We start from the raw sequence: 24,031 nt of genomic DNA on the forward strand, positions 1-24,031 counted from the left end.
CAATGTTCTAAAAGGTGATGGTTGCCCCAATCAGCGGGCCGGCGAGCCGGGCATCGACCAATATGCCGTTCTTCTCGTAATCGACGGCAAGGTAACGGTAACCGCCCGAAAGGACGACCGACCGACTGACGCGATAATTCAGCGTGGTCGACAATTGTCCAGTGACTTCTGATCCGACACCCAGTCCCCCGATGTCGCCATAGACGAGCGCTGACAGCCGCGGGGCGAGAGAGAAATTGGCGCGCACCGCAACGATGGGATCGACAAAATTCGCTTTGGGGCGGAGATCGACAGCCAGCGCAGGAACCTCCAGGCGCGGGCGGACCCACCAGGCGCGCGCTCCGACAAGAAGATCGAGGGTGGCATTGTCCTCCTGCGCCACCCGGTAACCGGCGGCGCCGGTTAGCGATGTCATGGTCAGCCCGCCGTTGGCCGGAACGGTCGGCGGGAACGGCGTCGGCAGCCCGGTGGGCACCTGTCCTTCCTCGGACGATCTTGTGCGGCTGATGTCGGCCATGAAGACCGTCCGACTGCGCCGCACGAAGCCGGAAATCCAGAAAGCGCCGTCGCTTGTTTCAAGCAAATCGCCAAAACTTTTGTCGACGCGCAACATAGGGGCTCCCGCGCCGGGTCGAATATCGCCGCCAAATCCCGCCAGCCACACATAGGCCGTAATTTGCGCTGCGTTGCGCGCCCGCTCAGTCTCTTCGTCGGTCGGATATTCGCTCTGCTGCGCAGCAGCGGGAGCCGCCGTCGCCAAAAGGATTGCCGCCAAGCCGGGGATGGCCAATTCGAAAAAACGACGCCGGAATCTTATCATTCCTGCTCCTTGATTTGCGTGACGGACTGGCAGCGCAGACGGCTTTATCACATCTCATCGGATCCGGAAATCGACCTTCAACCGCGTCGGCGCGATTGCCCGGCACACAGAGCCGACCTTCACCCCTGCCGTTGAACGGCATCAACCGTTGTATACGGCCGTCACAGAAAATAGTGTGCAAATACGAACGCGGCGGCGCGTGACGCCAGGGTTTCGGTCACCACCGGGACAAAGCGCCGCCGAAATCAGGAACCCGCCTGAACATCACCAAACCGAAAGCGGGCGGCGAGCAGCAGATGGAAGGACATGACGATCGCGCTGGCGAGCGAAATATCCACCAGCGTCAAGGTAAAGCGGTGATGATCCAGCCTGTTGCGCCCGATCAGCCCATATATGGCCAGCGCGGCCGATACCCCGCCGCTATCCAAAATCCAATGCGTCGATATCGACGATTGGCGTCCCGTGTTCCGCGGCAAAGCCGGTCATATCTGCGCGGCGGGCCATCGTGCCGTCGTCGCGCATGATTGCGCACAAGACCACGCCCTCGCCCAGATCGAACCGATTGCAGAGTGCGATCCCCGCCTCCAAGGTCGATCGCCGCGCACCGAGGCCGCCGGGGTCGGCGATCAGCGGAAAGACATGGCCGGGCTTGACCAGATCATGGGCGCGCGCGTCGGGTGCCATGGCGACGGCAATGGTATGCGCACGATCATGCGCCGAAATGCCGGTTTCGACCCCGTGCCTGGCCTCAATCGAGACGCCGAACGGGCGCCCGCTGTCGGCGCCGTCGCCGCTATGCTGCGGTGTGATGCCCAGTTTCCACGCCCGCGACTGGGTGAGGCCGAGGCAAATCAGGCCGCGGCCATGACGGGCCATGAAATTGATCGCTTGCGGCGTCACCCGGCTGGCCGCCATTGCAAAATCGAGATCGCCATGGCGCAGCGCGTCGCCTGCCAGAATGATCAGCCCGCCGTCGGCCAGATGCTGGCCGATGGCCTCCAAACCGCCGTCACCGGGCGCTGTCATGACAGAATACCCGCCGCTCCGACGACCTGTTTGCCGACCAGTTCCAACTGCATCCGTGCCCCAACGTCGATGATTTCTCCCAGATCGTCAAAGGTTTCGGGGGTGGTGCGGATTGCGGCCCCGATCGGCGTCGGCCACCCGCGCAGCGCATGGGTGATGCTGCGCAGGGTCAACAGGGTGCTCATGGCGGCCTGGTGGCCAAAGGCGGTAGCGATCAGCCCGACCGGTCGACCATGGAAATAGGGCCGGACGTCGGTCGATAAATCCTCGAAATAATCGAGGGCATTTTTGACCAGCCCCGAAATGCTGCCGTGATAGCCGGGCGAGGCGATGATCAATCCGTCGGCGTCGCGCACCGCGGCGACCATTTCCGCTCCCGCCTGATCGCTGTGTCCCGGCCCGCGGTAATAGGGCAGCGCGCTCATGTAAGCGCCGCCGAAACGGGTAATGACCGCTCCTTCGGCGGCCGCGGCGCGGCAGCATATTTCGAGGATTTTTTCGGTCGATGATCCGGAACGGGGCGTGCCGCCGAGCGCGACGATGGACCTCATGAGCGTGGCTCCTCTGTTCGACGTCCGCGGCGGGATGTGGACGGCAAAGCCTCTTGCCTTATGTCTTGCGGTGTCATACGATTCTGTAGGCCTGTGAAATGGCGCAACGCAAGCCCTAATTGGGCTGGAACGGTCGACGCTCAACGCATGGCGTGCGGCCCTGTGAGGGAGGGCCGACATGGCTGATACTACTGCGACCGATACCGCGCAACGCGCCATTCGTATCGGCCTGATCGCGCTGATTTTTTTCGGTACTGCGCTCAATTACCTCGACCGCCAGGTGTTGGCGCTGCTCAAGCCGATGTTGCAGGCCGATTTCGGATGGAGCGATCAGGATTTTGCGCATTTCGGTTCGTCGTTTCAGATCGCGGCGGCATTTTCGCTGCTCGGCGTCGGCTGGTTCATTGATCGGGTCGGCGTTCGGTGGGGCTATGGCCTTGCCGTTGGCATCTGGAGCCTTGCGGGCATGGCCCATGCGCTGGCATCCAGTGTCCAGCAATTTGTGGCAGCACGCGTTGCCTTGGCGGTTGCCGAATCGGTGAATACGCCCGCTGCGATCAAGGCCGCGGCGACCTACCTTCCGGTCAAAGAGCGTTCGGTCGGACTGGGCGTGATCAACAGTGCGTCAAATATCGGGGCGATCGTTGCGCCGCTCGCCGTCCCGGCGCTGGCCCTGGCGCTGGGCTGGCAGGCGGCATTCCTGATCACCGGCGCGCTGGGTTTTGTCTGGCTGCTGTTCTGGTGGCTCGGCACCGCCAAGCTGAAGCCCGTGGGGACCCCTGCGGTGATCGACGCGCCGCAAGAGCGCGCCGACCCTTGGCGCAAGCTGATCAAAGACCGGCGGACGCTGGCGGTGATCGGGGCCAAGACACTGACCGATCTGGTCTGGTGGTTCATCCTGTTCTGGGCGCCCGATTTCTTTGCCCGCCAATTTTCGCTGGGGCAGGGCGAAATCGGTTATCCGACCGCCATCGTCTATGTGATGGCGGCGGCGGGTGCATTGTCGAGCGGGTTCCTGTTTCCGGCACTGCTGAGCCGCGGGATGACCGAAAATCGGGCCCGCAAATCGTCGATGTTTTTTTATGCGCTGCTCATTCTGCCGCTACCGCTGGCATTGGTGGCGCCGAACCAGTGGGTCGCCGCGCTCGTAATCGGGCTCGGCCTGTTCGCGCATCAGGGGTTTTCGACCAATATCTTTGGCATGACCGCCGACATCGTTCCGGCGCGCCAGGTCGGCAGCGTCATTGCGATGGGGGCGCTGGCCGGAAATTTGTCGGGCGCCGCAATGCTGGAATTTGCCGGTTGGGCGCTGGTCACCGGCCTTGGTTATGCGCCGATGTTCCTGATGTCGGCAAGCGCCTATCTGCTGGCGCTCGGCTGGATCCATCTGATGCAGCCGCGGCTGGTCGTGGTGAACAGCGAGGAGGCTTAATGCCTCCAGTCCGGTCGAGACAGCCGGATTGAGGTATGAACGAACCTTATCCGGAATCGTCATTGCGAGCGAAGCGAAGCAGTCCAGAGCGGTTTACGCCACTCTGCATTGCTTCGCTTCGCTCGCAATGACGAATGTGGCTTGGCCATCGCACACAAAAAAGGGGGCTGCGGCTTTCGGCCGCAGCCCCCTTTTTTGTTAGCCGATCCAGCGTGAGCTTAGCGGATCTTGGCGCTCAGGGTGACGCCGAAATAGCGGTCTGCGTCGCGCGGGATCTGATAGCGCTGGCCGTTGCCGACATTGAGCAAGGCATAGCTCTTGTCGCCGATGTTGCGGGCATGGAAGGTCAGACGGTACAGGTCTTCGGCGTCGCTGAAGCCGACACTGGCGTTCCAGATGCCATAGCTGTCCAGCGGACCGCCCTCCCCAAGATCGGAGAACTGCTTGCCGGTATAGCTGTAGCTGGTTCCAGCAAAGAACTTCAGCGCGCTGCCGATGGGCGTTTCATAATCGGCGCCGACGTTCCAGCTCCATTTCGGGGCAAGCGGCAATCGGGTTCCGTCGCGCGCGTCCGGCGCGTTGGTCAGCGGATTGGGATTGAAGCGGCGAACCTTGGCATCGGCATAGGCGACGCTGCCACGCAGGGTCAGGCCATCGAAGGGGGCGATGATCGTATCGACTTCGAACCCTTTGGTTCGCACCGTTCCGGCGTTGGTCAGGTTGGTGATGATCTGACCGTTCAGGAGGACGAAATTGTTCGCCTGGAACCCGTCATAGGTTGCCTGAAACAGCGCCGCATTGAACTGGATACGGCGATCCCAGAACTGCGATTTCATCCCCACTTCATAAGCGTCGGACGATTCTTCGTCGATCGGCACGGCGTTGGTCGGCGCGGTGTAGTTGAAGAATATGTTGAATGCCGGGCCTTTGTAGCCGCGGGTGAAGCTGCCATAGAACAACAGGTCATCGGTCGGCTCGAACTGGATCGAGGCCTTGCCCGAGATATTGTTGTTCTGGGTGCTGCCGCTGGAGGTGTTGAGGCCGGTGCCACCGCCAGCGATCGTCCCGCCAGCAGGACTGCCCGAAACGCCGGGACCGGCGAGCGGCAGGCCGGTCGCGGCGTTGATGCCCGGGGCGCGGGTGTGGGTGTAGCTCAGCGTGTCGCGCGTCCAGCGGAGGCCACCGGTCAGGCTGAGCTGGTCGGTCAGGCGATAGGTCGCCTGGCCAAAAACCGCGAAATTGTTGCTGTTGACGTCGCTGAACGACGTTGCGGTGGGATAGGTCGTATTGACCGGATCATTCAGGTTGCAAGGCCGCGCACCGCTGGCCGCGAGCGGCAGCGTGGACGACGCGCACACGATGTCGCGGCGGGTGAAATCCTGCTGGTTGTTCGAATGCCAGATGAAGGTGCCGACCTGATAGAAAAACGGCATCGCCTGATCCGATGACAGGCGGATTTCCGCCGACATCTGGTCAGTTTTGACAAAGCCGTTGTCGTGCAGCTCGTTCGTCCCGACGATCGCGCGGGGCAGGAAATCGCCCTCGCGAATTTCGGTGTTCTGCCAGTTGCGATAGCCGAGGATGACGCTCAGCACATGCTCGCCGGGGACGTCGAGATCAAGGTTGCCGGTCAGGCTCCATTGCTTGTCGCGGGTGCGCGTGATCAGATTGTGATTGACGGTGCGTTGGTCGGTACCCAGCGCGACTGGAAAGCCCAATTCGGCGTCAAGGACGGCGCCGCGGCTGACCCCGGTGACGTCGGCGCAGCAATCGTCATTGGCCCGGAAATAGTCGGCGATGAGGCGGATGCGCGCGCCGTCGCCGTCGTAATCGAGGATGCCGCGCGCGCCATAATGTTCGTAGCCATTGACGTCGGTGTCGTAAAAGACGTTGCGGATATTGCCGTCGTAGCTGCCGTAAAAACCGGTGACCCGCGCGGACAGGTCGGGCGCGAGCGGACCTGATACCGACGCTTTGACCCGATATTCGCTGCCTTCATAATATTCGCCGCGCAGATCGGCTTCGAGCGTTTCGGTGCCGCCTTTCGACACGATGTTGACCAGGCCTGCCGAAGCGTTTTTACCAAACAAGGTCCCCTGCGGGCCGCGCAGCACTTCGATCCGGTCGATGTCGAGCAAATCGCTGAAGGCCTGGCCCGATCGACTCAGCACGACGCCATCGACAACGGTGGACACACTTGGTTCGGCAGCGACCGAGAAGGTGATGGTGCCAACGCCGCGCATGATGATGGCGCTATTGGCGCTGGTCGTCCCCTTACGGAAGGTGACGGAGGGGACAAGGTCGCCGATATTTTCGAGGCTGGTGGTGCCGCTCTGGATCAACCGATCGCCGGTGACCGCGGTAATCGAAATCGGTACATCCTGCACATTTTCTTCGACTTTCTGTGCGGTTACGATGATTTCTTCGACTTGCGCCGCGGCGGGGGTGGCAACCCCGATAGCGAGCAGCGACGCCGAGCCGGCGAGGCAGATTGTGCGCGCGCGGGTCGTAATTGCGGACTTGCGATTCATCTCTTATCCCTCCCAATGTCGGCGCCCCGGCAAAAGTCGCGGGCGGCGGCCTGTTGGCCTTTAACCGCTGCTGAAATGAAATATGGCGATTGATATGTCAAGCGGTGTCATATAGACAATGGCCGTCCTATTGACGCGATACGGCCTTTTGCTCGGGACCTGTGGCGCGATGGCAACATGGTGATGGGGGATGGGAAGCGACCGTGAACGCGGAGTTTCGAGCACAGGATGACGGTTTCGACCTGGTGGCGGGTGCGCTGACGCTGCTGCGCCACCGCGGCGCGAGCCCGGCCATTACCGCCGCCGTCGGCGACCCCGATGTCGTGATGATCCGCGGCAATTTCCGGATGGAGGATCGCCGCCGTGATCTGGCGCCTTTGCCGATCATGGATGTTATGCCCGATCGGGTCGAAATGCGGAGCCATCCGGGTGCGCCATCCGCATTGACGCTCTCCCTTGTGCCACTCGATGGCGGCTTTGCGCTGAATGTGGAAAGCCATATCGGGGATTGCAATCGCCTGGCCGTCGAACTGGTGGCGCAGCCGCACGAGCATGTCTGGGGCGGCGGCGAGCAGATGAGCTATCTGCGCCTGAACGGTCGTCGCTTTCCGATCTGGACCAGCGAGCCCGGCGTGGGGCGCGACAAGGACCGCGAACTGACGCAGATCATGGACCGCGAAGGCATGGCGGGCGGCGATTATTGGACAACCAATTATCCGCAACCGACCTTTCTGTCGTCGCACCACTATGCCTGTCATCTGACCAGCACGGCCTATGCGGTACTCGACTTCAGCGATCCGGCGGCGAACCGGATCGCGTGGTGGGAGGGGTGCGGGCGCATCGAATTCACCTTTGCCGATGATCTGCCGACGTTGGTGGAAGCCTTGTCGAGCCGCTTTGGGCGGCAACCGAAATTGCCCGATTGGGCCATCGGCGGCGCGATTGTAGGGCTGAAGCAGGGGATGGCGAGCTTCGACCGATTGCACAAAATCCGGGAGGCGGGAGCGGTCGTGTCCGGACTTTGGTGCGAGGATTGGGTCGGCATTCGTGAAACCAGCTTTGGCCGCCGCCTGTTCTGGGACTGGCGTTGGAGCGCGGCGCGCTATCCCGATCTGCCGGGCCATATCGCTCGGCTGCGCGCCGATGGCATCCGGTTTCTGGGCTATGTGAACCCATATCTTGCGATAGACGGCGGCATGTTTACCGAAGCGCGCGAGCTGGGGTTTCTGGCGCTGCGGCTCGACAGCGACGAACCCTATATCGTCGATTTCGGCGAGTTCGATTGCGGAATCGTTGATTTTACCAATCCTGCCGCCGCCGCCTGGTTCGCCGACCGCGTGATCGGGCGCGAAATGCTGGACATCGGCATCGCAGGCTGGATGGCCGATTTCGGCGAATATCTGCCGACCGACCTGCGGCTTCACGATGGCAGCGATCCGATGCTGGCGCATAACCGCTGGCCGGTGCTGTGGGCCGAGGTGAATGCGCGGGCGATCGCGGCGAAAGGCATGACCGGCGACGCGCTGTTCTTCATGCGCGCCGGGCATAGCGGTGTGCAGGCGCATTGCCCATTGCTGTGGGCGGGCGACCAATGCGTCGATTTTTCGCGCCACGACGGCATCGGTACAGTGATCACCGCAGCGCTGTCGGCGGGGCTGGTCGGCAACGCCTATAGCCATAGCGATGTCGGCGGTTACACCTCGCTCCACGGGCTTGTCCGCACGGCCGACTTGCTCAAGCGCTGGGCTGAACTTGGCGCATTTTCGCCAGTGATGCGAACGCATGAGGGCAACCGCCCCGACGACAATCTGCAAATCGACAGCACTCCCGACATCCTGCATCATTTCGCAGCGATGACGCGCGTCCACGCGGCGCTTGCGCCTTATTTGCGATCGCTGTGCGACGATGCGGCCGAGCGCGGGCTGCCTTTGCAACGGCCATTGTTCCTGCATTATCCGACCGAAGCGTGCTACGCATGCGAAGATCAGTATCTGCTGGGGGGTGATTTGCTGGTGGCGCCGATCATTCACGAAGGCAGCCTCGACCGCGAGGTGCTGATCCCCGCGGACGACGAATGGGTGCATGTGTGGACCGGCAATATGATGGCGGCCGGACGGTGCAGGGTGTCGGCGCCTTTTGGCGCACCGCCGGTATTTTACCGAGCAGACAGCGCTTTTGCCCCGCTGTTCCGGGCCTTGTCGATGCACCGGGGGGAGCTTGTTGGATGAGCCAGCGCAGCAACATTCGCGACGTGTCGGCACGCGCCGGGGTTTCAGTCAAAACCGTCAGCCGGGTCCTTAACGATCATCCCTATGTCAGCCAGGATACCCGCGAAAAGGTCGAAGCCGCGATCCGCGATCTGGAGTTTCGGCCCAGCGTCGCGGCGCGCATCCTGGCCGGGACCAAATCGGCACAGATCGCGTTGATCTATGACAATCACAGTCCTTATTATATCAACCAGATCCAATCCGGATGCTGGGCGCGCTGCCATCAGGACGGCATTCGCCTGCTCGGCCAGCCCGTCGAGGTTGACGATCCGGATGTGGGTGAGCAGGTGCGCGGGCTGGTCAGCGATACCCATGTCGACGGCATCATTCTGTCGTCGCCGGTCACCGATTGCGACCCGGTGCTGCGGACGCTGGAACAACTTGGCGTACCCTTTGTTCGCATTTCGCCGGGCACCAATCATTCGATGACATCGTCCGTGTTCATGGACGACGCGCAAGCTGCCGATGACATGACCACTCACCTGATCAATCTGGGCCATCGCCGCATCGGATTCATCAAGGGGCACCCCAACCATATGGCGTCCGACGAGCGCCTGTTCGGTTATCGCCGCGCGCTTGACCGCGCCGGTCTGCCGTTCGAACCGCAGTTGATCGCTGACGGCCTGTTCGATTTCGCCAGCGGCTATGCTGCTTGCCAGCAGTTCCTGTCGATGCCGCACCGGCCGACCGCGATCTTTGCCGCCAACGACGATATGGCGGCCGGGGTGCTGGCCGCGGCGCACCGTGCCGGTTTCGATCTGCCAAGAGACCTGTCGGTGGCGGGGTTCGACGACACGATGCTGGCGCGAATGGTCTGGCCCGCGCTGACCACGATCCGGCAGCCGGTGTTTGATCTGGCGCACACCGCAACCGACCTGCTGCTCACCGGACAGAATCTTGTCCATCGACGCCTGCAACATGATCTCGTCGAGCGCGATTCGGTGCTCGCACGCGACCCCGCGACACAATAAGGAATTGATCGGCATATGAGCGACCTCCCCGCCATTCCCACCACCCGCGCTTTGGGCCAAAGCGGAATCACCATATCGTCCCTCGCGTGGGGGATGTGGCGCTTTGCCGGACCCGCCGACACGGCGCGTCAACTGGTCGATGCAGCGCTCGATATCGGGATCACGCTGTTCGATACCGCGGACATCTACGGCTTTGACGGCAGCGACGGCTTTGGCGATGCAGAGAGCCTGCTCGGCGAACTGTTCGCCGCCGATCCCGGCCTGCGCGGACGCATGGTGCTGGCCAGCAAGGGCGGTATCATGCCGCCGCTACCCTATGACAGCAGCGCGGCCTATCTGGCGCAGGCGATCGATGCGTCGCTTCAGCGGTTGCGGACTGATGTCATCGACCTGTGGCAGATCCACCGCCCCGACATTCTGACTCACCCGCAGGAGGTCGCGGGTGCGGTGCAAAAGGCGCTGGCCGCCGGCAAAATCCGCGCCGTCGGCGTGTCGAACTGCACCCCGACGCAAATCGCCGCGCTCCAGCATTTTCTCGACGTTCCGCTGGCCAGCACCCAGCCCGAACTGTCTCCGCTCCGCATCGCGCCGTTTGAAAATGGTGAACTGGACCAAGCGATGCAGATGGACATGGCGGTGCTCGCCTGGTCGCCGCTGGGCGGCGGTCGGCTGGCCGATCCGACGGACGAGCGCGAGCGTGCGGTCGTCGCGGCGCTCGATGCCGTCGCCGCGGCGCATGGCGTTGGCCGCACGGCGGCGGCGTATAGCTGGCTGATGGCGCATCCGGCGCGGCCGATCCCGATCGTCGGGACGCAGAATGTCGCGCGGATCGCCGAGGCGGCCGACGCCTTTGCGGTTCGCTGGACGCGAACCAGTTGGTATGAAGTGTTTGTCGCGGCGCGCGGGGAGAAACTGCCATGACCGAGGGTGAAGCGCATCGTCCGTGCGAGGTAAGCTGGTTTTCGGCGCTGTGCGACGACGACTATGAATTTCTGGGCCAGCCCGATCCGATGCTGCAATCCAGCTGGGAGCATTGCCGCAATATCGTGCTGACCGCCGAAAAAGGCGGTTTCGACAATATCTTGCTGCCGTCGGGTTATCAGCTGGGCCTGGACACCACAGTGTTCGCCGCTGCCATCGCGCCTTTCCTCGACCGGATGCGCCTGCTGATGGCGGTGCGGATCGGCGAGGACTGGCCGCCGCAACTGGCGCGACGGATCGCGACACTCGACCGCATCCTGGGTGGACGCCTCACCGTCAACATCATCTCTTCGGACCTGCCAGGCCAGTCGCTCGACAGCGAACCTCGCTATGCGCGAACGGTAGAGGTGATGAAAATCCTCAAGACGATGCTGTCTGGCCAACATCTGTCGCATCATGGCGAATTCTATGATCTGGAGCTTGACCCGCCGCGCATGACGACAGTCTCGGGCCAATGCCCGCCGCTCTATTTCGGCGGCCTCAGCCCCGCCGCGCGCGAGGCCGCGGCCGAGGCTGCGGATGTGTATCTGATGTGGCCCGACACGATGGACAAGGTGCGCGACGTCGTCGGCGATCTAACGGCGAGGGCGGCGGCCAAGGGCCGCAAGCTCAAGTTCGGTTATCGCGCCCATGTCATCGTGCGCGAAACCGAGGCCGAGGCCCGTGCTTATGCGGCTCGCCTGCTGTCCAAACTCGATGCCGGGGTAGGCGAGGCAATCCGCCAGAAATCGCTCGACACCGCAACCGCTGGGGTCGCGCGTCAGACCGAGCTGCGCGCCTCGGCGGGGGACGACGGATTTGTCGAGGATAATCTGTGGACAGGCATCGGCCGCGCACGGTCAGGCTGCGGTGCGGCGATCGTCGGCGATCCGGATCAGGTTCTTGCGAAGCTGCGCGCTTATCAGGCCGAGGGGATCGACGCCTTCATCCTCTCTGGCTACCCGCACGCCGCCGAATGCGATCTTTTCGCACGGCATGTGTTGCCTCGACTGGACCATGGCCCGCTGTCATTGGACTGATTGTGCGTCATGTCGTGCAGGGGATCAGCGACCTCGCCGACCGGAATTGCTCGGTTGATGATGATGGGCGACAGCAGCGGAAGGACGAGCGTCCGGACCAGCCAGCACGCCGCGAGGGCTGAGGCGTTAGTGGCCCAACTTCATCTCGAGCGATCAACGAGCGCCGCCAGTATAGCCCGGAAGGCGAGACAGCACGCGATCGACAAGCAGGATCGCCAGCGTCGGCAAAGGCGGTGAGCGGCAGTCGCCTTGACTGCGTGGACGCGCACTGGGCTCCAATAGCAAACCGATAACCGATATTCGTACCCTTCGTCAGGCGGCGGCGCCGCCAACCCGTCCGATTTATGCGATGAATGCCTTGATGCGCCGGATCATCCGGTGCCTCCGGATCGTTGATGGGGTTCCGACATCCTGTTGAATTGATGGAGAATGACATGCGCATGGCAAAAAGAATCGTGATCGCTCTGGCGGCATCGTCCGCGGTGCTCGCGCCGGTCGCGGCTTCGGCAACATCCGCCGCCGGCGTAGCGCGCGCCGGCTCGGCGATCAGCGGCGAGAGCGAACTTGCGGGTAATTCGGGATGGATTATCGGACTCGTCGGCCTTCTTGCCGGTATTACCGCGATCGTCCTGATTTCAGAAGACGATGAAGATTCGCCGGTCAGCCCTTGAGCCCGCGCTCAGCGAATGTTTACGGGAGCGTGTGTCGAGTGACATGCGCTCCCGAACCGCGTGAAGATCGTGGCGAGGTCACGCCGGGGTCTGTTTTGCGGCAAGATGAACAGCGACCGACATCTGCGACAATTTGCGACACTTTTGCGCCGATTCGGCAAGCGGTTGGGACAAATGGTTCCTAAAACAGCTTCATCGGGATCCGGGCTTTCCCGGGATCATTCCACGAAGGAGTTCGTACCATGACCAAAAAAATCTCGCTTTTCGCTTTGGGCGCCGCTTTGATTGCCGTTCCTGTCCTTGCCGCTCCTGGCGGCGCCAAAGCCGATACCGACGGCAACGGCACGTTGACCCGCGCCGAAGCGCAGGCGCATGCCGCCCAACGGTTCGACAAGATGGACTTCAACAAGGACGGCAGGATCGACGCCGCCGACCGTACCGCGAAGCGCGTCGAGATGCAGGCCAAAAAGTTTACAGCCCTTGATACGGACGGCAACGGCAGCATCAGCCAGGCCGAGTGGAACAATCAGGGCGCTGAACGTGCCGCCAAGCGTGCGGAGCGCGTTGCCAAGCGTGCCGAGGCTGGTGAGGCCGGTGAAGGCAAGCGTCCCGGCATGCGCGGTCACGGAAAACGCGGTGTGCGACATGCCATGCACGGCGGCATGATGGGCAAGGCCGACACCAACGGTGACAAGGCAATCAGCCAGGCCGAGTTCCAGACTGCAGCACTCGCGCGCTTCGATGCGTCCGATGCCAACAAAGACGGTCAGGTGACCGCCGAGGAACGCAAGGCCCAGCGCGGCGAATGGCGCGCGAAGCGTGCGGCACCGGCTACTCCGGCCAGCTAAGCATTTGGCAGGGATCAGCGGCGACGGGCAGGCTTTCTTCCCCCTCCCGGCATTGCCTTTGCTGCAGGTCCCTGCCAGCTATCGCCCATCGGTCCCCCGACCGGTGGGCGAACTAGCTTCTTTATCGGATCGACAATGACCGACAGCAATAACCCGCGCATCCTGCTGATCGACGACGAACCGTCGATCCGCGAGCCGCTGTCCGAATATCTGACCGCGCAGGGCTTTGCGGTGACCGCCGCGGCGAGCGCTGCAGAGGCCCGGTCGGTTCTGCGTGCGCAATCGGTCGATCTGGTCGTCAGTGACATCATGATGCCTGGCGAGGATGGCCTGTCGCTAACCCGCCATTTGCGTGAGGCCAGCAGTATTCCCGTCATCCTGCTGACCGCACGCGCCGAGGATACCGAACGGATCATCGGATTGGAGATCGGCGCCGACGATTATGTCGTTAAACCCTTCAACCCCCGCGAACTGGTGGCGCGCATCCGTACCGTGTTGCGCCTGACGCAGCAGGGTGGCCGTGCACTCGATCCGGGCGGCACCAGCTATGCCTTTGCCGATTGGGTGCTGCGCGAGGTCGAGCGGGTGCTGGTCGATAGCCAGGGTAATGAGGTCGCGCTGTCGTCGGGCGAATATCATCTGCTCCACGCGCTGGTGCGACATCCTCGGCAGGTGATGAGCCGCGACCGGCTGCTCGATCTGGTGCGCGGGCGTGAGGCGGAGATTTTTGACCGCGCGATCGACAATCTGGTCAGCCGCCTGCGCAAGAAGATCGAGGTCGATGCCGCGCATCCGCAGATCGTCAAGACGGTGTGGGGCGGCGGTTATACGCTGGCTTGCGAAGTCAAACGCATGGGACCGGCGGCGTGAAACTGCGCCTGTGGCCGCGCAGCCTGATCGGGCAGCTTGTGTTTGCGGTGGCGGTGATGCTGTTCGTCGCGCAGGCGGTAAATTTTGCCCTGCTTGTACGCGGGCAGAAACAGCAGACGTTGGCGCATGGCGGGGGCATGGCGGTGGCGCGGATTATCGATGCGGTCGATCGCGACCGGCGCGGCGATTTCCGGGGCGACCCGCGCGAAGCGCGCGCCGGTTCGCCTGATCGCCGGGATGAGCCGCAAGAGCGCGAGCGCGCGCAGAAGCTGGTGATTTCGGACACGCCGGTCCCGGTTCCCACCGGGGCGGTGCGTATGCCTGAACTTGCCGATTATGTCGCCGACCTTCTCAATGAGGCCGATGTATCGGCGCAATCAGTCGATGCCTGGGCGCTGCCGCAGCGGCCACGGCTGCGGGCGAACTTCCCCGGTCGAACCGTGATCGTCGCGGCGCAGATCGACGGCCGCTACTTTGCGGTGCGGAGCCGGATCCCGACGGGCGGCAACCGGTTGCAGGGCTTTCTCGTCTGGCAGACGCTGTCGCTGTACCTGTTGTTGCTCATACCGATCATGGTCATCGCCTGGCGCGCTGCGGCGCCGCTGCGCGACCTGACCCGTGCGGCGCGGTCCAATCCTGCGCTCCGCGACGCCACGCCGCTGGAGGAAGAGGGGCCGTCGGATGTTCGCGACCTGATCATCGCCTTCAATGCCTATCGCGGCAGGATCGCGACGATGTTGTCGGACAAGGACCGGATGTTGGGTGCCGTCGGCCACGATCTGCGTACGCCGCTCGCCAGCCTGCGAGTACGCGTCGAGCAGGTCGAAGACGATGCACTGCGCGACAAGATGATCGCGTCGATCGAGGAAATGGCGGCGATGCTGACCGACATATTGGCGCTGGCGCGATCGGGGGCGGGGACCGAGGGGCGCGAGCCGGTGGCTTTGCGCGGGCTGGTGGAGGAACTCGCCGCGGATTATCGCGAGCGCGGGAAGGACGTGACGGTTGCTGCCGCTGTCGATGCCGCGGTGATGGCGCGCCCGTTGCTGCTGCGCCGCGCACTGCGCAACCTGATCGATAATGCTGCGACCTATGGCCAGCGCGCGCGGCTGTCGGTCGAACGCGCGCCGGGCGAGGTGCGGATAATCGTGTCGGATGACGGACCCGGTCTGACCGATGAGCAGATCCGGACGCTGATCGAACCCTTCGCGCGCGGGGAGCAATCGCGCAACCGGGCGACCGGCGGGTCGGGGCTGGGGCTGTCGATCGCGCGCGACATTGCCGAGGGCGAGGGCGGGACGTTAACGCTGCGCAATCGCGACGGCGGCGGGCTGTATGCGGTGGTGGCGTTGCCGACGGCGTAGTTCGTCGCCCCCGCCTTCGCGGGGGCGACAGGTGGGTTACGCGTAAATCGCGATCGCCTGACTGCCGCTCAGCACGGGTTCACCGGCGCGGTTCCACAGCATCATGTCCTGCACCGACAGCCCATGGCGGGCAAAGCCGGTCTTTGCCGATAGCAGCCACCAGCCGTCGTCGGTTTTCGGATCGCTGGTTAGCATGTTGACCGTCCAGTTCATCGAGCTGATCGGCCCGAATTCACTGAACAACGCCATCGCGGCGGGGGGCAGCGCATCGCCCATCGCGAGCAGCGCGACAGCGGGGTGGCAGGCGGGTTCCTCGACAAAGCGCACCCAGGTCAGATATTCGCCGACCTCGCTTTTCCACGCGAAGCGCGGGCCGGTGGTCGGGCGCATGTCGAAATGGCGCACGAACGATGGCCGCGCATGATGGTCGGGCACGGGTTCGAGCGTCTCTGGCGCCGGGCAGTCGGGCATCGTCAGCCGGTTATGGTCGAGATGGCTTTTGCGGTCGGGCGAAAAGGCGAACACCGCCGCGGTGCCAAAACCCGCGTCGCTGGACACCCCGGCATCGACGAACAGCGAGGATTTCGACTGGCGCAGCACGCGCGTGGTCACGGTGCAATCTCCGCCGACGGGACCGACAAAGCTGATCTGGGCATAACGTAGCGGCGTGTCGGTCGGATGGAGCGCCATAGTGCCCGCGAGCGCGACCGCCGAGCTGATCCCGCCATAAGCGGTGCGGCCCTGCATCCAGCCATCGTCGATATGCGCCTTGGCTACGCCCTCTTCGGTGCGTAGCGTCGAAAGCAGCGCGTCGAGCGCGCTGGGAGAGGTTTGAGCGGTCATTTGGGTTTTGTTCTCTTCATTCGATCCAACAAAACCGTTCGCCCTGAGCTTGTCGAAGGGCCGTTCTTTTTTCTTCCGGGGGAGAAGGGAAGAACAGTGCTTCGACAAGCTCAGCACGAACGGAGGAGGGGTTATCCCTCGATCTGGAAAGTCAGTCCGGCGTGCTCGGTCAGCCGGGCGATCAGCGCGTCGCCGAGCAGCGCGCCCGGAGTCCACACCCCACCTTTGCCTTTGTTGGTGAGCAAGGCGATGCCGGTTTCCGCCAGCATCTTGGACGTCGAGCCATAGCCCGGGTCGCGGTCGCCCTGCACGCTGGCGCGGACTGTCGTGCCGTCGGGATATTCGCCGATGAAGAGGATGTCGTAAAAGCCGTTCTCGCGTTCTTCCTTGCTGGGGCCTTCACCGGGCTTGAGCTTCGATTCGCCAAACGGATTGGCCTTCGCCATCGCTTCGGCCATCGCTTTTCCGGCGTCGCCAATCGTGGTCATCACCATCTCGTCATACACCAGATCGGCACCCCAGGCGTGGCCGAGCAGGAAGTTGGTACGGTGGACATTTTTGGTGTTGATCGGCGCCATGACGAAGGGCGCGGTCCAGGTGCCGGTGGCGCTGTCATATTCTGGGAACAGCCCGGTCGGCTGCGACGGTCCTTCGAAACCGGGGGTCAGGGCGAAGCTGGATTTGAGCAGCAGCGCGAGCGAGGGCTTTTTGGCAACCGCCTTCAGCGTCTCGGTCAGGCTGGCGATGGTGCCACCCGATGCGCCGCCCGCCATTTTGCGGACGCGGCCCTTCACGCGCGGCGCGGGCTTGCCGTGGCGCTTCACCGCCTCGGCTTGCAGGAAAAGGACGCCGAGGTCGAAGGGGATCGAATCGAAGCCGCAGCTGAAGGTGATGCGCGCGCCAGAGGCTTTGGCCGCGGCTTCGTGCGCATCGATCATCTCGCGCATCCAGCCGGGTTCGCCGCACAGGTCGGCATAGGCGGTCCCCGCCTTCACGCAGGCGGCGACCAGCTCGTTACCGTAGAGTTGATAGGGTCCAACGGTGGTCAGGATGACCGTCGTCCGCGCGGCCATGGCGTCGAGGGTGGCGGGATCGCTGGCGTCGGCGACGACCAGCGGGGTGTCCTTGGGCGCACCGATCAGGTCGCGCACTTCCGCGAGCTTGGCCGCGCTGCGTCCCGCCATCGCCCATTTCGGCGCATCATTGCGGCCCGCATAATGCTGCGTCAGATATTCGGCGACGAGCCGACCGGTGAACCCGGTCGCGCCATAGACGATGATGTCAAATTCCCGGCTGGCCATGGAAGCCTCCCCTTACGTAAACGTAAAGGGAGGCTAGCGCAGCAAAAGGCCGATGCCAAGTGCGAAGCGTCAGCGGCGCCAGAAGGGCCGCTTTTGGACCACGACCGTCTCGCCCACCGCCGCTTCGGCGCGGCCCTCGGCGCGTGCCGCGCGGACTTCGGCTTCGGTGGCGCGGATTTTCGCGTCACGGGCGGCGAGTTCGTCGCGGCGACGCTGGCGCAGCGCATCGTAGCTCCAACGGGTATGCCCATAGCCGAACAGGCTCAGCAGCCCGCCCGCAATCGCGAGATTCTTCATCGCCGCCATCGTCTGCATCGGATCGGTGAATTCGCGGTGAAAGAACAGGATCGTCGCCAGGACAAAGCCCGCGAGCAGTATCGACCACAAACGAACCGCGATACCAAGCGCGATACAGACACCCGCGATCAGTTCGAACAGCCCGGTGGGAATGGCAAGGCCAGCGGGCAGCCCCGCGGCGGTGATCATGGCGTTGGTGTCGTTGACGTGGATCAGCTTGTTGATCCCCGACACGATGAAAATCAGCGAGATAAATAGACGCCCGATAAAGACAGCGATCATGGACATGCGTCGGTCCTCCAAACGATGCCCCCGCCGCTTGTGCTTTCACGACGCGCGGCGCGGGAGGAGGTTCCGTTTTTCGGTCGAACCGTCAGAGCTTGGGCAGCGTCACGCCCTTTTGCCCCATATATTTGCCCGCTCGGTCGGCATAGCTGATCTCGCATGGCTCATTGCCCTGCAGGAACAGGAACTGGCACGCGCCCTCATTGGCGTAAATCTTGGCAGGCAGCGGGGTGGTGTTCGAAAACTCCAGCGTCACATGGCCTTCCCAGCCGGGTTCGAGCGGGGTCACATTCACAATGATGCCGCAACGCGCGTAGGTCGATTTACCGAGGCAGATGACCAGCACGTCGCGCGGGATGCGGAAATACTCGACGGTGCGGGCCAGCGCAAAGCTGTTCGGCGGTATGATGCAGACATCGGTTTCGCGATCGACGAAATTCTTCGGATCAAAATCCTTGGGATCAACAATCGTTGAATCGACGTTGGTGAAGATCTTGAACTCGGGCGCGACGCGCGCGTCATAGCCGTATGAGGACAGGCCGTAACTGATACACCCGTCGCGGCGCTGCGCCTCGACAAAGGGTTCGATCATGCCCTGCGTCTGGGCGGCTTCGCGAATCCAGCGATCGGAAAGAATGGCCATGCCGCTGTTTGTCGAGCGCGGCGCAATTGCGCAAGCGGTCAGTCGGCGGTGGCATGAATATCCCAATGATATGCTTGCCGCCGCGGCCAAGTGTGGTGCCCGTACGCCAAAAGTGGCCGCCTTGCTAAGGCGACATCATTTCAGTCGCGCCTTTGCAACCCGATCACCGCGGTGATCGGCAATTCCGCATAAAGATGCGGGAACAGCTCGCCGCCGCGCGCTTCTTCCCAGCGGATCGCGTCGCCGAGGCAGATCAGGTCTACCTCGGCGATCATCAGGTCGGTTTGCCCGGCGAAATGCTTGGCGATTGTCCCCTCAAGCTGCTCGGCGGTCGACAGGTGGATATAGCCGTCGGCAATATCGACCGGGGCACCGCGAAAGACGCGCTCGCGTTCGAAATCGGCCCATTGCTGCTGGGTCAGTATCTTGAAGGCGGTGGTCGCAGTCATTCGGCGGGGCCGTCGGGCGCAGTTTCGGGGGTTTCGGTTTCGGCTTCGGCTTCGGTATCGATGCCTTCGACCTCTTCCTCGTCGCTTTCTTCGATCAGCGCCGCGGACACGACATGTTCGTTGTTCGATACGTCGAACAGGCGCACGCCTGCTGAGCCGCGGCCGATGACGCGCATCGAATCGAGCCCCATGCGGATCAGCTTTGCCTGGTCAGTGACGAGCATCAGCTGATGCGCCTTGGTCGCGGGGAAGCTGGCGACGACGAGGCCGTTGCGCGCGATATTGTCGATGTTGGTGATCCCCTGACCGCCGCGGCCGGTGCGGCGATATTCATAGGCCGACGACAGCTTGCCATAGCCGTTGGCGCAGACGGTCAGGATGAACTGCTCGCGCGCAGCCAGCTCGGCCATGCGGTCGGCGGGCAGCGTCGGTTCGTTCTCATTGTCCTTCCACGGTGCGGCGCGCAGATAGGCTTCGCGTTCGTCACCGGTCGTACCGACGCGGTGGAGGATCGACAGCGAGATGACTTCGTCGCCCGCGGCGAGGCGCATGCCGCGCACCCCAGTCGAATTGCGGCTCTGGAATTCGCGGACATCGTCGCCGGCAAAGCGGATCGCCTTGCCTTGGCGCGTTGCGAGCAGAACATCGTCGCTTTCGTCGAGTAGCGCGACGCCGATCAGCCGGTCATCCTCATCCTCGCCCTCGAACTTCATCGCGATCTTGCCGTTCGACGGAACGTTGGTGAAGGCGTCCATGCTGTTGCGGCGCACACTGCCCTTGGCGGTGGCGAACATGACGTGGAGCTTGCCCCACTCGGTCTCGTCCTCGGGCAGGGGGAGGACGGTCGAGATCGTTTCGTCCTTGCCCAGCGGCAGCAGGTTGACCATCGGCCGGCCGCGCGTCGCAGGGCCGCCTTCGGGCAGGCGCCACACTTTCATGCGGTACACTTTGCCGAGGGTCGAGAAGAATAGCACCGGGGTGTGCGTCGAGGTGACGAACATTTCGGTGACGACATCCTCGTCCTTCGTCGCCATGCCGGCGCGGCCCTTGCCGCCGCGGCGCTGGGCGCGGAAGCTGTCGAGGGTGGTGCGCTTGATATAGCCGTCCATGGTGACGGTCACGACCATCTCTTCGCGTTCGATCAGGTCTTCGTCGTCGATGCCGTCGGCGGCGGGGGCGAGCTGGGTGCGGCGCGGCTTGGCGAATTCGTCGCGCACCGCGATCAGCTCGTCGCGCATGACAGCGATCAGCTTGTCGCGGTTGGCGAGGATGCTCAGAAGCTCCTCAATTTCGTCCGCCAGTTCCTTGAGTTCCTTGCCGATTTCGTCGCGGCCCAGCGCGGTCAGGCGGTGGAGGCGGAGGTCAAGGATCGCCTTCACCTGCACTTCGGACAGGCGATAGCTCGAACTGGCGTCGAGCTCGCCGTCGATCGCTTCGACGAGGCGGATGTACGGGGCGATGTCGCCGATCGGCCATTCGCGCGTCAGCAACGCGTCGCGCGCCGCCGCAGGGCTGGACGAACCGCGGATGATGCGGACGACTTCGTCAAGATTGCTGACCGCAACGACCAACCCGAGCAAGATATGCGCGCGGTCGCGCGCCTTGTTCAGCTCGAACTTGCAGCGGCGGGTGATCACTTCCTCGCGGAAGTCGATGAACGCCGACAGGATCGTCTTGAGCCCCATCATTTCGGGGCGGCCGCCGCGGATCGCGAGCATGTTGGCGGGGAAGCTCGACTGCGCCGGGGTGTGGCGCCACAGTTGGTTGAGCACGACCTCGGCGGTTGCGTCGCGCTTCAACTCGATGACGACGCGGACGCCTTCGCGGTTCGATTCGTCGCGGATGTCGGAAACGCCCTCGATGCGCTTGTCGCGCGCCGCTTCGGCGATCTTCTCGACGAGGCCCGACTTGCCGACCTGAAATGGAATCGACGTCAAAACAATCGATTGGCGGTCGTTCCTGCCTTCCTCGATGATATGCGTCGCGCGCATCATCACCGAGCCGCGGCCGGTGGCATAGGCATTGCGCGCCCCGCCCTGACCCAACATCAGCGCGCCGGTCGGGAAATCAGGACCGGGGATGATCGCCATCAGCTCGTCGAGGGTGATTTCGGGATTGTCGATCGTCGCCAGCGTCGCGTTGATCACTTCGCCGAGGTTGTGCGGCGGGATGTTGGTTGCCATGCCGACCGCGATGCCGCCTGCGCCGTTGACGAGCAGATTCGGATAGCGCGCGGGCAGGACGGTGGGTTCGGATTCGGAGCCGTCATAGTTGGGCTGGAAATCGACGGTATCCTTGTCGAGATCGCCGAGCAGCGTGTTCGCGACCTTGGCAAGGCGCGATTCGGTGTAGCGCATGGCCGCCGGCGGATCGGGGTCCATCGACCCGAAATTGCCCTGACCATCGACGAGCGGAACGCTCATCGACCAGTCCTGCGTCATGCGCGCGAGCGCGTCGTAGATCGAGCTGTCGCCGTGCGGGTGATATTTACCCATGACGTCACCGACGATACGCGCCGATTTGCGATAGGGGCGGCCCGCGACATAGCCGCTTTCAAACGCCGAATAGAGGATGCGCCGGTGGACCGGCTTCAGCCCGTCGCGCACGTCGGGCAGCGCGCGGCTGACGATCACGCTCATCGCGTAGTCGAGGTAGCTTGTCTTCATTTCGTCGACGATGTTGATCGGCGAAATGCCGTCTTCGGACGGCGGCGTCGGCGTATTTTTTTCGGTCAAGACCCGGCCTTTTTTCTGCTTTTCGGGAGGTGGTTTTTACCTAGCCGACGGCGGCGGGAAATGCCAGCGATTCGGTCGGTTTTCAGGGAATGATTTCGCTGCCGTCCCACGCGAAAATCCGCCCAGTTTCGGCGGGTGTCAGTGCGCCCAGGGTGCGCAGCAGATTCGCGGCGGCGACGGGCGCGCTGGTCAGCTTTTCGGGCGGCACGCCGCGTTGGAACGGCGCCGACAGTTCGGTGTCGACGGTGCCGGGATGCAGCGCGACGACGACCGCGTCGGGATTGCGCCGTGCCTCGGCAATCGCGAAGCCGCGCACGAGCTGGCTGAGCGCGGCTTTCGAGGCGCGATAGCTGTACCAACCGCCGCTGCGATTATCGCCGATGCTGCCGACGCGCGCCGACAGCATGGCAAAGACGGTACGCTCGCGGCGCGGCAGCAGGGGCAGGAAATATTTGGCGATCAATGCGGGGCCGATCGTGTTGACCGCAAAATTACGCGCCATCCACGCGGGGTCGATGTCGGCGAGCTTTCGTTCGGGCTGCTGCCCCTCGGCGTGGAGGAGGCCGGTGGCGACAATCACCAGCCGTGGCGGCGGGCCGCTGTCACGGACGAGCGCGGCGGCGGCGGCAACCGAGGCTTCGTCGGTGATGTCAACGCGGTGCGGCGCCGGGAAAGAGCGGGCGAAACGGTGGATGACGTCATGGCGTCCGTCCGCCTGCAAAGCGTTCACGAGCGCGGCGCCGATGCCGCCCGAAGCCCCGATAATGACTGCCGATCCATGCTCTGTCACCGGCGCGGCCTATCATGCGCTGATGCAGGGCGACAAGCGATGCTTGCCAAACCGGTTCGGCGCCATATGACGGTGAGCCGTGGTTCCTCAATATCATCGCGCCCGCCGATGGCTCTGATTGCGCTGATCGGCGCCAGCGAAATCTTGCCCGACGGCGGGCTGCGCGCGCTTGTCACGGTGGCGGGTGAGACGCTGATCGAGCGGCAGGCGGCGCGGCTGGCCGACGTCGGGGTGACGCATATCGCGGTTGCGGTCGCGGCGGTACCGGCCGACCTGCTGGCGACGTGCGACCGCATCCGCCGCCGCGGCGTGAAAGTGACTCCGGTCCGCGTCGCGACCGATCTGATGGGGCTGGTGCAGGAGGATGACCGCATCATCCTGGTTGCCGACGGCCTGCGCGCAGGGGGCACGCATTATGCCGCGATCGCCAAGCCGGGGGCGCCCGCGATCCTCGTGACCGGCGACACGCCGCTGACGCAGGGGTTCGAGCGGATCGATGCAACGCGGCGCTGGGGCGGGCTGGCAAGCATCTCCCAGCCGATGGTCGCCGAACTCGCCGCAATGCCGGGCGAATGGGACATGATGCTGACGCTGCTGCGGCTGGCGGTGCAATCGGGCGCGCGGCGGCTTTATTGCGAACCGGCACTGTTCGAGCAGGGCGAGATCGCGATCGTCACCGACCGCCCGACCGCGGCGCTGATCGAGCAATCGAGCCTGCAACAAGTGGAATATGGCGGCATGGGGTTCGGGCGGTCGGCGATCATGATGCCGCTGATCCGGCTTGTCGGGCCGTTGCTGGTCAGGTCGCCAACGACGGCGCGCTATCTTCCCTATCTGACCGCCTTCCTCTGGCTGGCGGTGGCGGGGCTGGCGGCGAGCGGGTTGGCAGCAGCGGGAGGGCTGGTCGCAATCCTCGGCGGACTGGGGCTGACCGCGATGCGCTTTCTGTCGGCGTTCCGCGCCGAAAGCGCGGCGCAGGACCGGGTGCGCGACGTCATTCGGACCTTTGCCTGGGTCTTGCTCGCGGTTTTCCCATGGATTGTCTCACTGGCCGGGCCGGGGCATGAAATGCCCCCGTTTTCCGAGGCCGCGCTGGCGCCGTGCCTCGCCGCGACGATCCTGCTCGCCCGATCGCTGTACGAGGATTCGGGTGAGCGGCGGCGCTTCCACTGGCTGCTCCCCGATGCCGATCAGGCGTGGATCATGCTGGCCCCCGCATTGCTGTTCGGTTTCGCCTCGCTGATGTTTGCGATCCTGCCGCTGCTCGCGCTGCTCCAGATTTTGCTCTGGCTGCGGTTGGCGCGGCGCCCGGAAGCGCCTTAAAACAAAGCGCTTCA

General features: G+C 63.7%; 22 protein-coding genes. 10 read left to right on the forward strand and 12 right to left on the reverse strand.

The annotated features are described in order from the left end of the window. Positions 1-7: 7 nt before the first annotated feature. The 4 genes from VGN68_RS01635 to VGN68_RS01650 form a co-directional block, all read right to left on the reverse strand. Entirely contained in the window at positions 8-820 is an 813-nt protein-coding gene (locus VGN68_RS01635; RefSeq protein WP_327473260.1) for a hypothetical protein, read from the reverse strand. 245 nt (positions 821-1,065) lie between these two features. Continuing rightward, positions 1,066-1,248 carry a hypothetical protein gene (locus VGN68_RS01640; protein WP_327473262.1) on the reverse strand — a complete coding sequence of 61 codons (183 nt, stop codon included), beginning with the start codon at positions 1,246-1,248 and terminating at the stop codon, positions 1,066-1,068. Further along, positions 1,241-1,846 (reverse strand): 3,4-dihydroxy-2-butanone-4-phosphate synthase, encoded by a 606-nt coding sequence (locus VGN68_RS01645; RefSeq protein WP_327473264.1) that lies wholly within the window; start codon positions 1,844-1,846, stop codon positions 1,241-1,243. Before VGN68_RS01645 ends, VGN68_RS01640 begins: the two co-directional genes overlap by 8 nt. After that, positions 1,843-2,397, reverse strand: a complete 555-nt coding sequence (locus tag VGN68_RS01650; RefSeq protein ID WP_293700854.1) for an NADPH-dependent FMN reductase — start codon at positions 2,395-2,397, stop codon at positions 1,843-1,845. The genes VGN68_RS01645 and VGN68_RS01650 overlap by 4 nt, the downstream gene beginning before the upstream one ends. 178 nt (positions 2,398-2,575) lie before the next feature. Between VGN68_RS01650 and VGN68_RS01655 the strand changes: the two genes are divergently transcribed. Further along, positions 2,576-3,829, forward strand: a complete 1,254-nt coding sequence (locus VGN68_RS01655; RefSeq protein WP_327473267.1) for an MFS transporter — start codon at positions 2,576-2,578, stop codon at positions 3,827-3,829. A 218-nt stretch (positions 3,830-4,047) separates the two neighbouring features. Here VGN68_RS01655 and VGN68_RS01660 read toward each other — a convergent pair whose 3' ends face one another. Next, complete coding sequence (locus VGN68_RS01660; protein ID WP_327473269.1) at positions 4,048-6,360, reverse strand: TonB-dependent receptor; 2,313 nt, start codon at positions 6,358-6,360, stop codon at positions 4,048-4,050. A 203-nt stretch (positions 6,361-6,563) separates the two neighbouring features. Between VGN68_RS01660 and VGN68_RS01665 the strand changes: the two genes are divergently transcribed. The 8 genes from VGN68_RS01665 to VGN68_RS01700 all read left to right on the forward strand — a co-directional run bounded on the left by VGN68_RS01665 (position 6,564) and on the right by VGN68_RS01700 (position 15,351). Beyond that, on the forward strand, positions 6,564-8,588 hold the full coding sequence (locus VGN68_RS01665; RefSeq protein ID WP_327473271.1) for an alpha-glucosidase: 2,025 nt from the start codon (positions 6,564-6,566) through the stop codon (positions 8,586-8,588). Beyond that, a complete protein-coding gene (locus VGN68_RS01670; RefSeq protein WP_327473273.1) occupies positions 8,585-9,598 on the forward strand; it encodes a LacI family DNA-binding transcriptional regulator in 1,014 nt (337 codons plus the stop codon). The genes VGN68_RS01665 and VGN68_RS01670 overlap by 4 nt, the downstream gene beginning before the upstream one ends. Positions 9,599-9,613: 15 nt before the next feature. Then, complete coding sequence (locus VGN68_RS01675) at positions 9,614-10,519, forward strand: aldo/keto reductase (RefSeq protein ID WP_327473274.1); 906 nt, start codon at positions 9,614-9,616, stop codon at positions 10,517-10,519. Then, positions 10,516-11,598: an LLM class flavin-dependent oxidoreductase gene (locus tag VGN68_RS01680; protein WP_327473275.1), complete on the forward strand. Its 1,083-nt coding sequence runs from the start codon at positions 10,516-10,518 to the stop codon at positions 11,596-11,598. Before VGN68_RS01675 ends, VGN68_RS01680 begins: the two co-directional genes overlap by 4 nt. Positions 11,599-12,038: 440 nt before the next feature. Then, positions 12,039-12,269: a hypothetical protein gene (locus VGN68_RS01685; RefSeq protein WP_327473277.1), complete on the forward strand. Its 231-nt coding sequence runs from the start codon at positions 12,039-12,041 to the stop codon at positions 12,267-12,269. 242 nt (positions 12,270-12,511) lie between these two features. Then, positions 12,512-13,117: a hypothetical protein gene (locus VGN68_RS01690; protein WP_327473279.1), complete on the forward strand. Its 606-nt coding sequence runs from the start codon at positions 12,512-12,514 to the stop codon at positions 13,115-13,117. A 135-nt stretch (positions 13,118-13,252) separates the two neighbouring features. Beyond that, complete coding sequence (locus tag VGN68_RS01695; protein WP_327473281.1) at positions 13,253-13,987, forward strand: response regulator; 735 nt, start codon at positions 13,253-13,255, stop codon at positions 13,985-13,987. After that, a complete protein-coding gene (locus tag VGN68_RS01700) occupies positions 13,984-15,351 on the forward strand; it encodes a HAMP domain-containing sensor histidine kinase (RefSeq protein ID WP_327473283.1) in 1,368 nt (455 codons plus the stop codon). The genes VGN68_RS01695 and VGN68_RS01700 overlap by 4 nt, the downstream gene beginning before the upstream one ends. A gap of 36 nt (positions 15,352-15,387) precedes the next feature. Here the strand turns inward: VGN68_RS01700 and VGN68_RS01705 are convergent, their stop codons facing one another. The 7 genes from VGN68_RS01705 to VGN68_RS01735 form a co-directional block, all read right to left on the reverse strand. Next, on the reverse strand, positions 15,388-16,194 hold the full coding sequence (locus tag VGN68_RS01705) for a thioesterase family protein (RefSeq protein WP_327473285.1): 807 nt from the start codon (positions 16,192-16,194) through the stop codon (positions 15,388-15,390). Between the two features lie 131 nt (positions 16,195-16,325). Further along, a complete protein-coding gene (locus tag VGN68_RS01710; RefSeq protein WP_327473287.1) occupies positions 16,326-17,495 on the reverse strand; it encodes a saccharopine dehydrogenase family protein in 1,170 nt (389 codons plus the stop codon). A 69-nt stretch (positions 17,496-17,564) separates the two neighbouring features. Continuing rightward, a complete protein-coding gene (locus tag VGN68_RS01715) occupies positions 17,565-18,080 on the reverse strand; it encodes a DoxX family protein (RefSeq protein ID WP_327473289.1) in 516 nt (171 codons plus the stop codon). A gap of 85 nt (positions 18,081-18,165) precedes the next feature. Further along, positions 18,166-18,720, reverse strand: a complete 555-nt coding sequence (gene dcd / locus VGN68_RS01720; protein ID WP_056350559.1) for a dCTP deaminase — start codon at positions 18,718-18,720, stop codon at positions 18,166-18,168. Between the two features lie 140 nt (positions 18,721-18,860). Beyond that, positions 18,861-19,169, reverse strand: a complete 309-nt coding sequence (locus VGN68_RS01725) for a DUF952 domain-containing protein (RefSeq protein WP_327473292.1) — start codon at positions 19,167-19,169, stop codon at positions 18,861-18,863. Continuing rightward, positions 19,166-21,835, reverse strand: a complete 2,670-nt coding sequence (gene gyrA / locus VGN68_RS01730; protein ID WP_414712996.1) for a DNA gyrase subunit A — start codon at positions 21,833-21,835, stop codon at positions 19,166-19,168. The genes VGN68_RS01725 and gyrA overlap by 4 nt, the downstream gene beginning before the upstream one ends. A 151-nt stretch (positions 21,836-21,986) precedes the next feature. Further along, positions 21,987-22,694 (reverse strand): SDR family NAD(P)-dependent oxidoreductase, encoded by a 708-nt coding sequence (locus tag VGN68_RS01735; RefSeq protein ID WP_327473296.1) that lies wholly within the window; start codon positions 22,692-22,694, stop codon positions 21,987-21,989. A 108-nt stretch (positions 22,695-22,802) separates the two neighbouring features. Between VGN68_RS01735 and VGN68_RS01740 the strand changes: the two genes are divergently transcribed. Then, positions 22,803-24,017, forward strand: a complete 1,215-nt coding sequence (locus tag VGN68_RS01740) for a hypothetical protein (RefSeq protein ID WP_327473298.1) — start codon at positions 22,803-22,805, stop codon at positions 24,015-24,017. The last annotated feature ends 14 nt before the right edge of the window (positions 24,018-24,031 follow it).

The organism is Sphingopyxis sp. (assembly GCF_035998965.1).
Taxonomy (GTDB): Bacteria; Pseudomonadota; Alphaproteobacteria; order Sphingomonadales; family Sphingomonadaceae; genus Sphingopyxis.

Coding starts and splice junctions, on each gene's coding strand:
- VGN68_RS01635 (WP_327473260.1), bottom strand. CDS start 820: ATGATAAGATTCCGGCGTCGTTTTTTCGAATTGGCCATCCCCGGCTTG.
- VGN68_RS01645 (WP_327473264.1), bottom strand. CDS start 1,846: ATGACAGCGCCCGGTGACGGCGGTTTGGAGGCCATCGGCCAGCATCTG.
- VGN68_RS01650 (WP_293700854.1), bottom strand. CDS start 2,397: ATGAGGTCCATCGTCGCGCTCGGCGGCACGCCCCGTTCCGGATCATCG.
- VGN68_RS01655 (WP_327473267.1), top strand. CDS start 2,576: ATGGCTGATACTACTGCGACCGATACCGCGCAACGCGCCATTCGTATC.
- VGN68_RS01660 (WP_327473269.1), bottom strand. CDS start 6,360: ATGAATCGCAAGTCCGCAATTACGACCCGCGCGCGCACAATCTGCCTC.
- VGN68_RS01670 (WP_327473273.1), top strand. CDS start 8,585: ATGAGCCAGCGCAGCAACATTCGCGACGTGTCGGCACGCGCCGGGGTT.
- VGN68_RS01675 (WP_327473274.1), top strand. CDS start 9,614: ATGAGCGACCTCCCCGCCATTCCCACCACCCGCGCTTTGGGCCAAAGC.
- VGN68_RS01680 (WP_327473275.1), top strand. CDS start 10,516: ATGACCGAGGGTGAAGCGCATCGTCCGTGCGAGGTAAGCTGGTTTTCG.
- VGN68_RS01685 (WP_327473277.1), top strand. CDS start 12,039: ATGGCAAAAAGAATCGTGATCGCTCTGGCGGCATCGTCCGCGGTGCTC.
- VGN68_RS01690 (WP_327473279.1), top strand. CDS start 12,512: ATGACCAAAAAAATCTCGCTTTTCGCTTTGGGCGCCGCTTTGATTGCC.
- VGN68_RS01695 (WP_327473281.1), top strand. CDS start 13,253: ATGACCGACAGCAATAACCCGCGCATCCTGCTGATCGACGACGAACCG.
- VGN68_RS01705 (WP_327473285.1), bottom strand. CDS start 16,194: ATGACCGCTCAAACCTCTCCCAGCGCGCTCGACGCGCTGCTTTCGACG.
- VGN68_RS01710 (WP_327473287.1), bottom strand. CDS start 17,495: ATGGCCAGCCGGGAATTTGACATCATCGTCTATGGCGCGACCGGGTTC.
- VGN68_RS01715 (WP_327473289.1), bottom strand. CDS start 18,080: ATGTCCATGATCGCTGTCTTTATCGGGCGTCTATTTATCTCGCTGATT.
- dcd (WP_056350559.1), bottom strand. CDS start 18,720: ATGGCCATTCTTTCCGATCGCTGGATTCGCGAAGCCGCCCAGACGCAG.
- VGN68_RS01725 (WP_327473292.1), bottom strand. CDS start 19,169: ATGACTGCGACCACCGCCTTCAAGATACTGACCCAGCAGCAATGGGCC.
- gyrA (WP_414712996.1), bottom strand. CDS start 21,835: ATGAAGACAAGCTACCTCGACTACGCGATGAGCGTGATCGTCAGCCGC.
- VGN68_RS01740 (WP_327473298.1), top strand. CDS start 22,803: ATGGCTCTGATTGCGCTGATCGGCGCCAGCGAAATCTTGCCCGACGGC.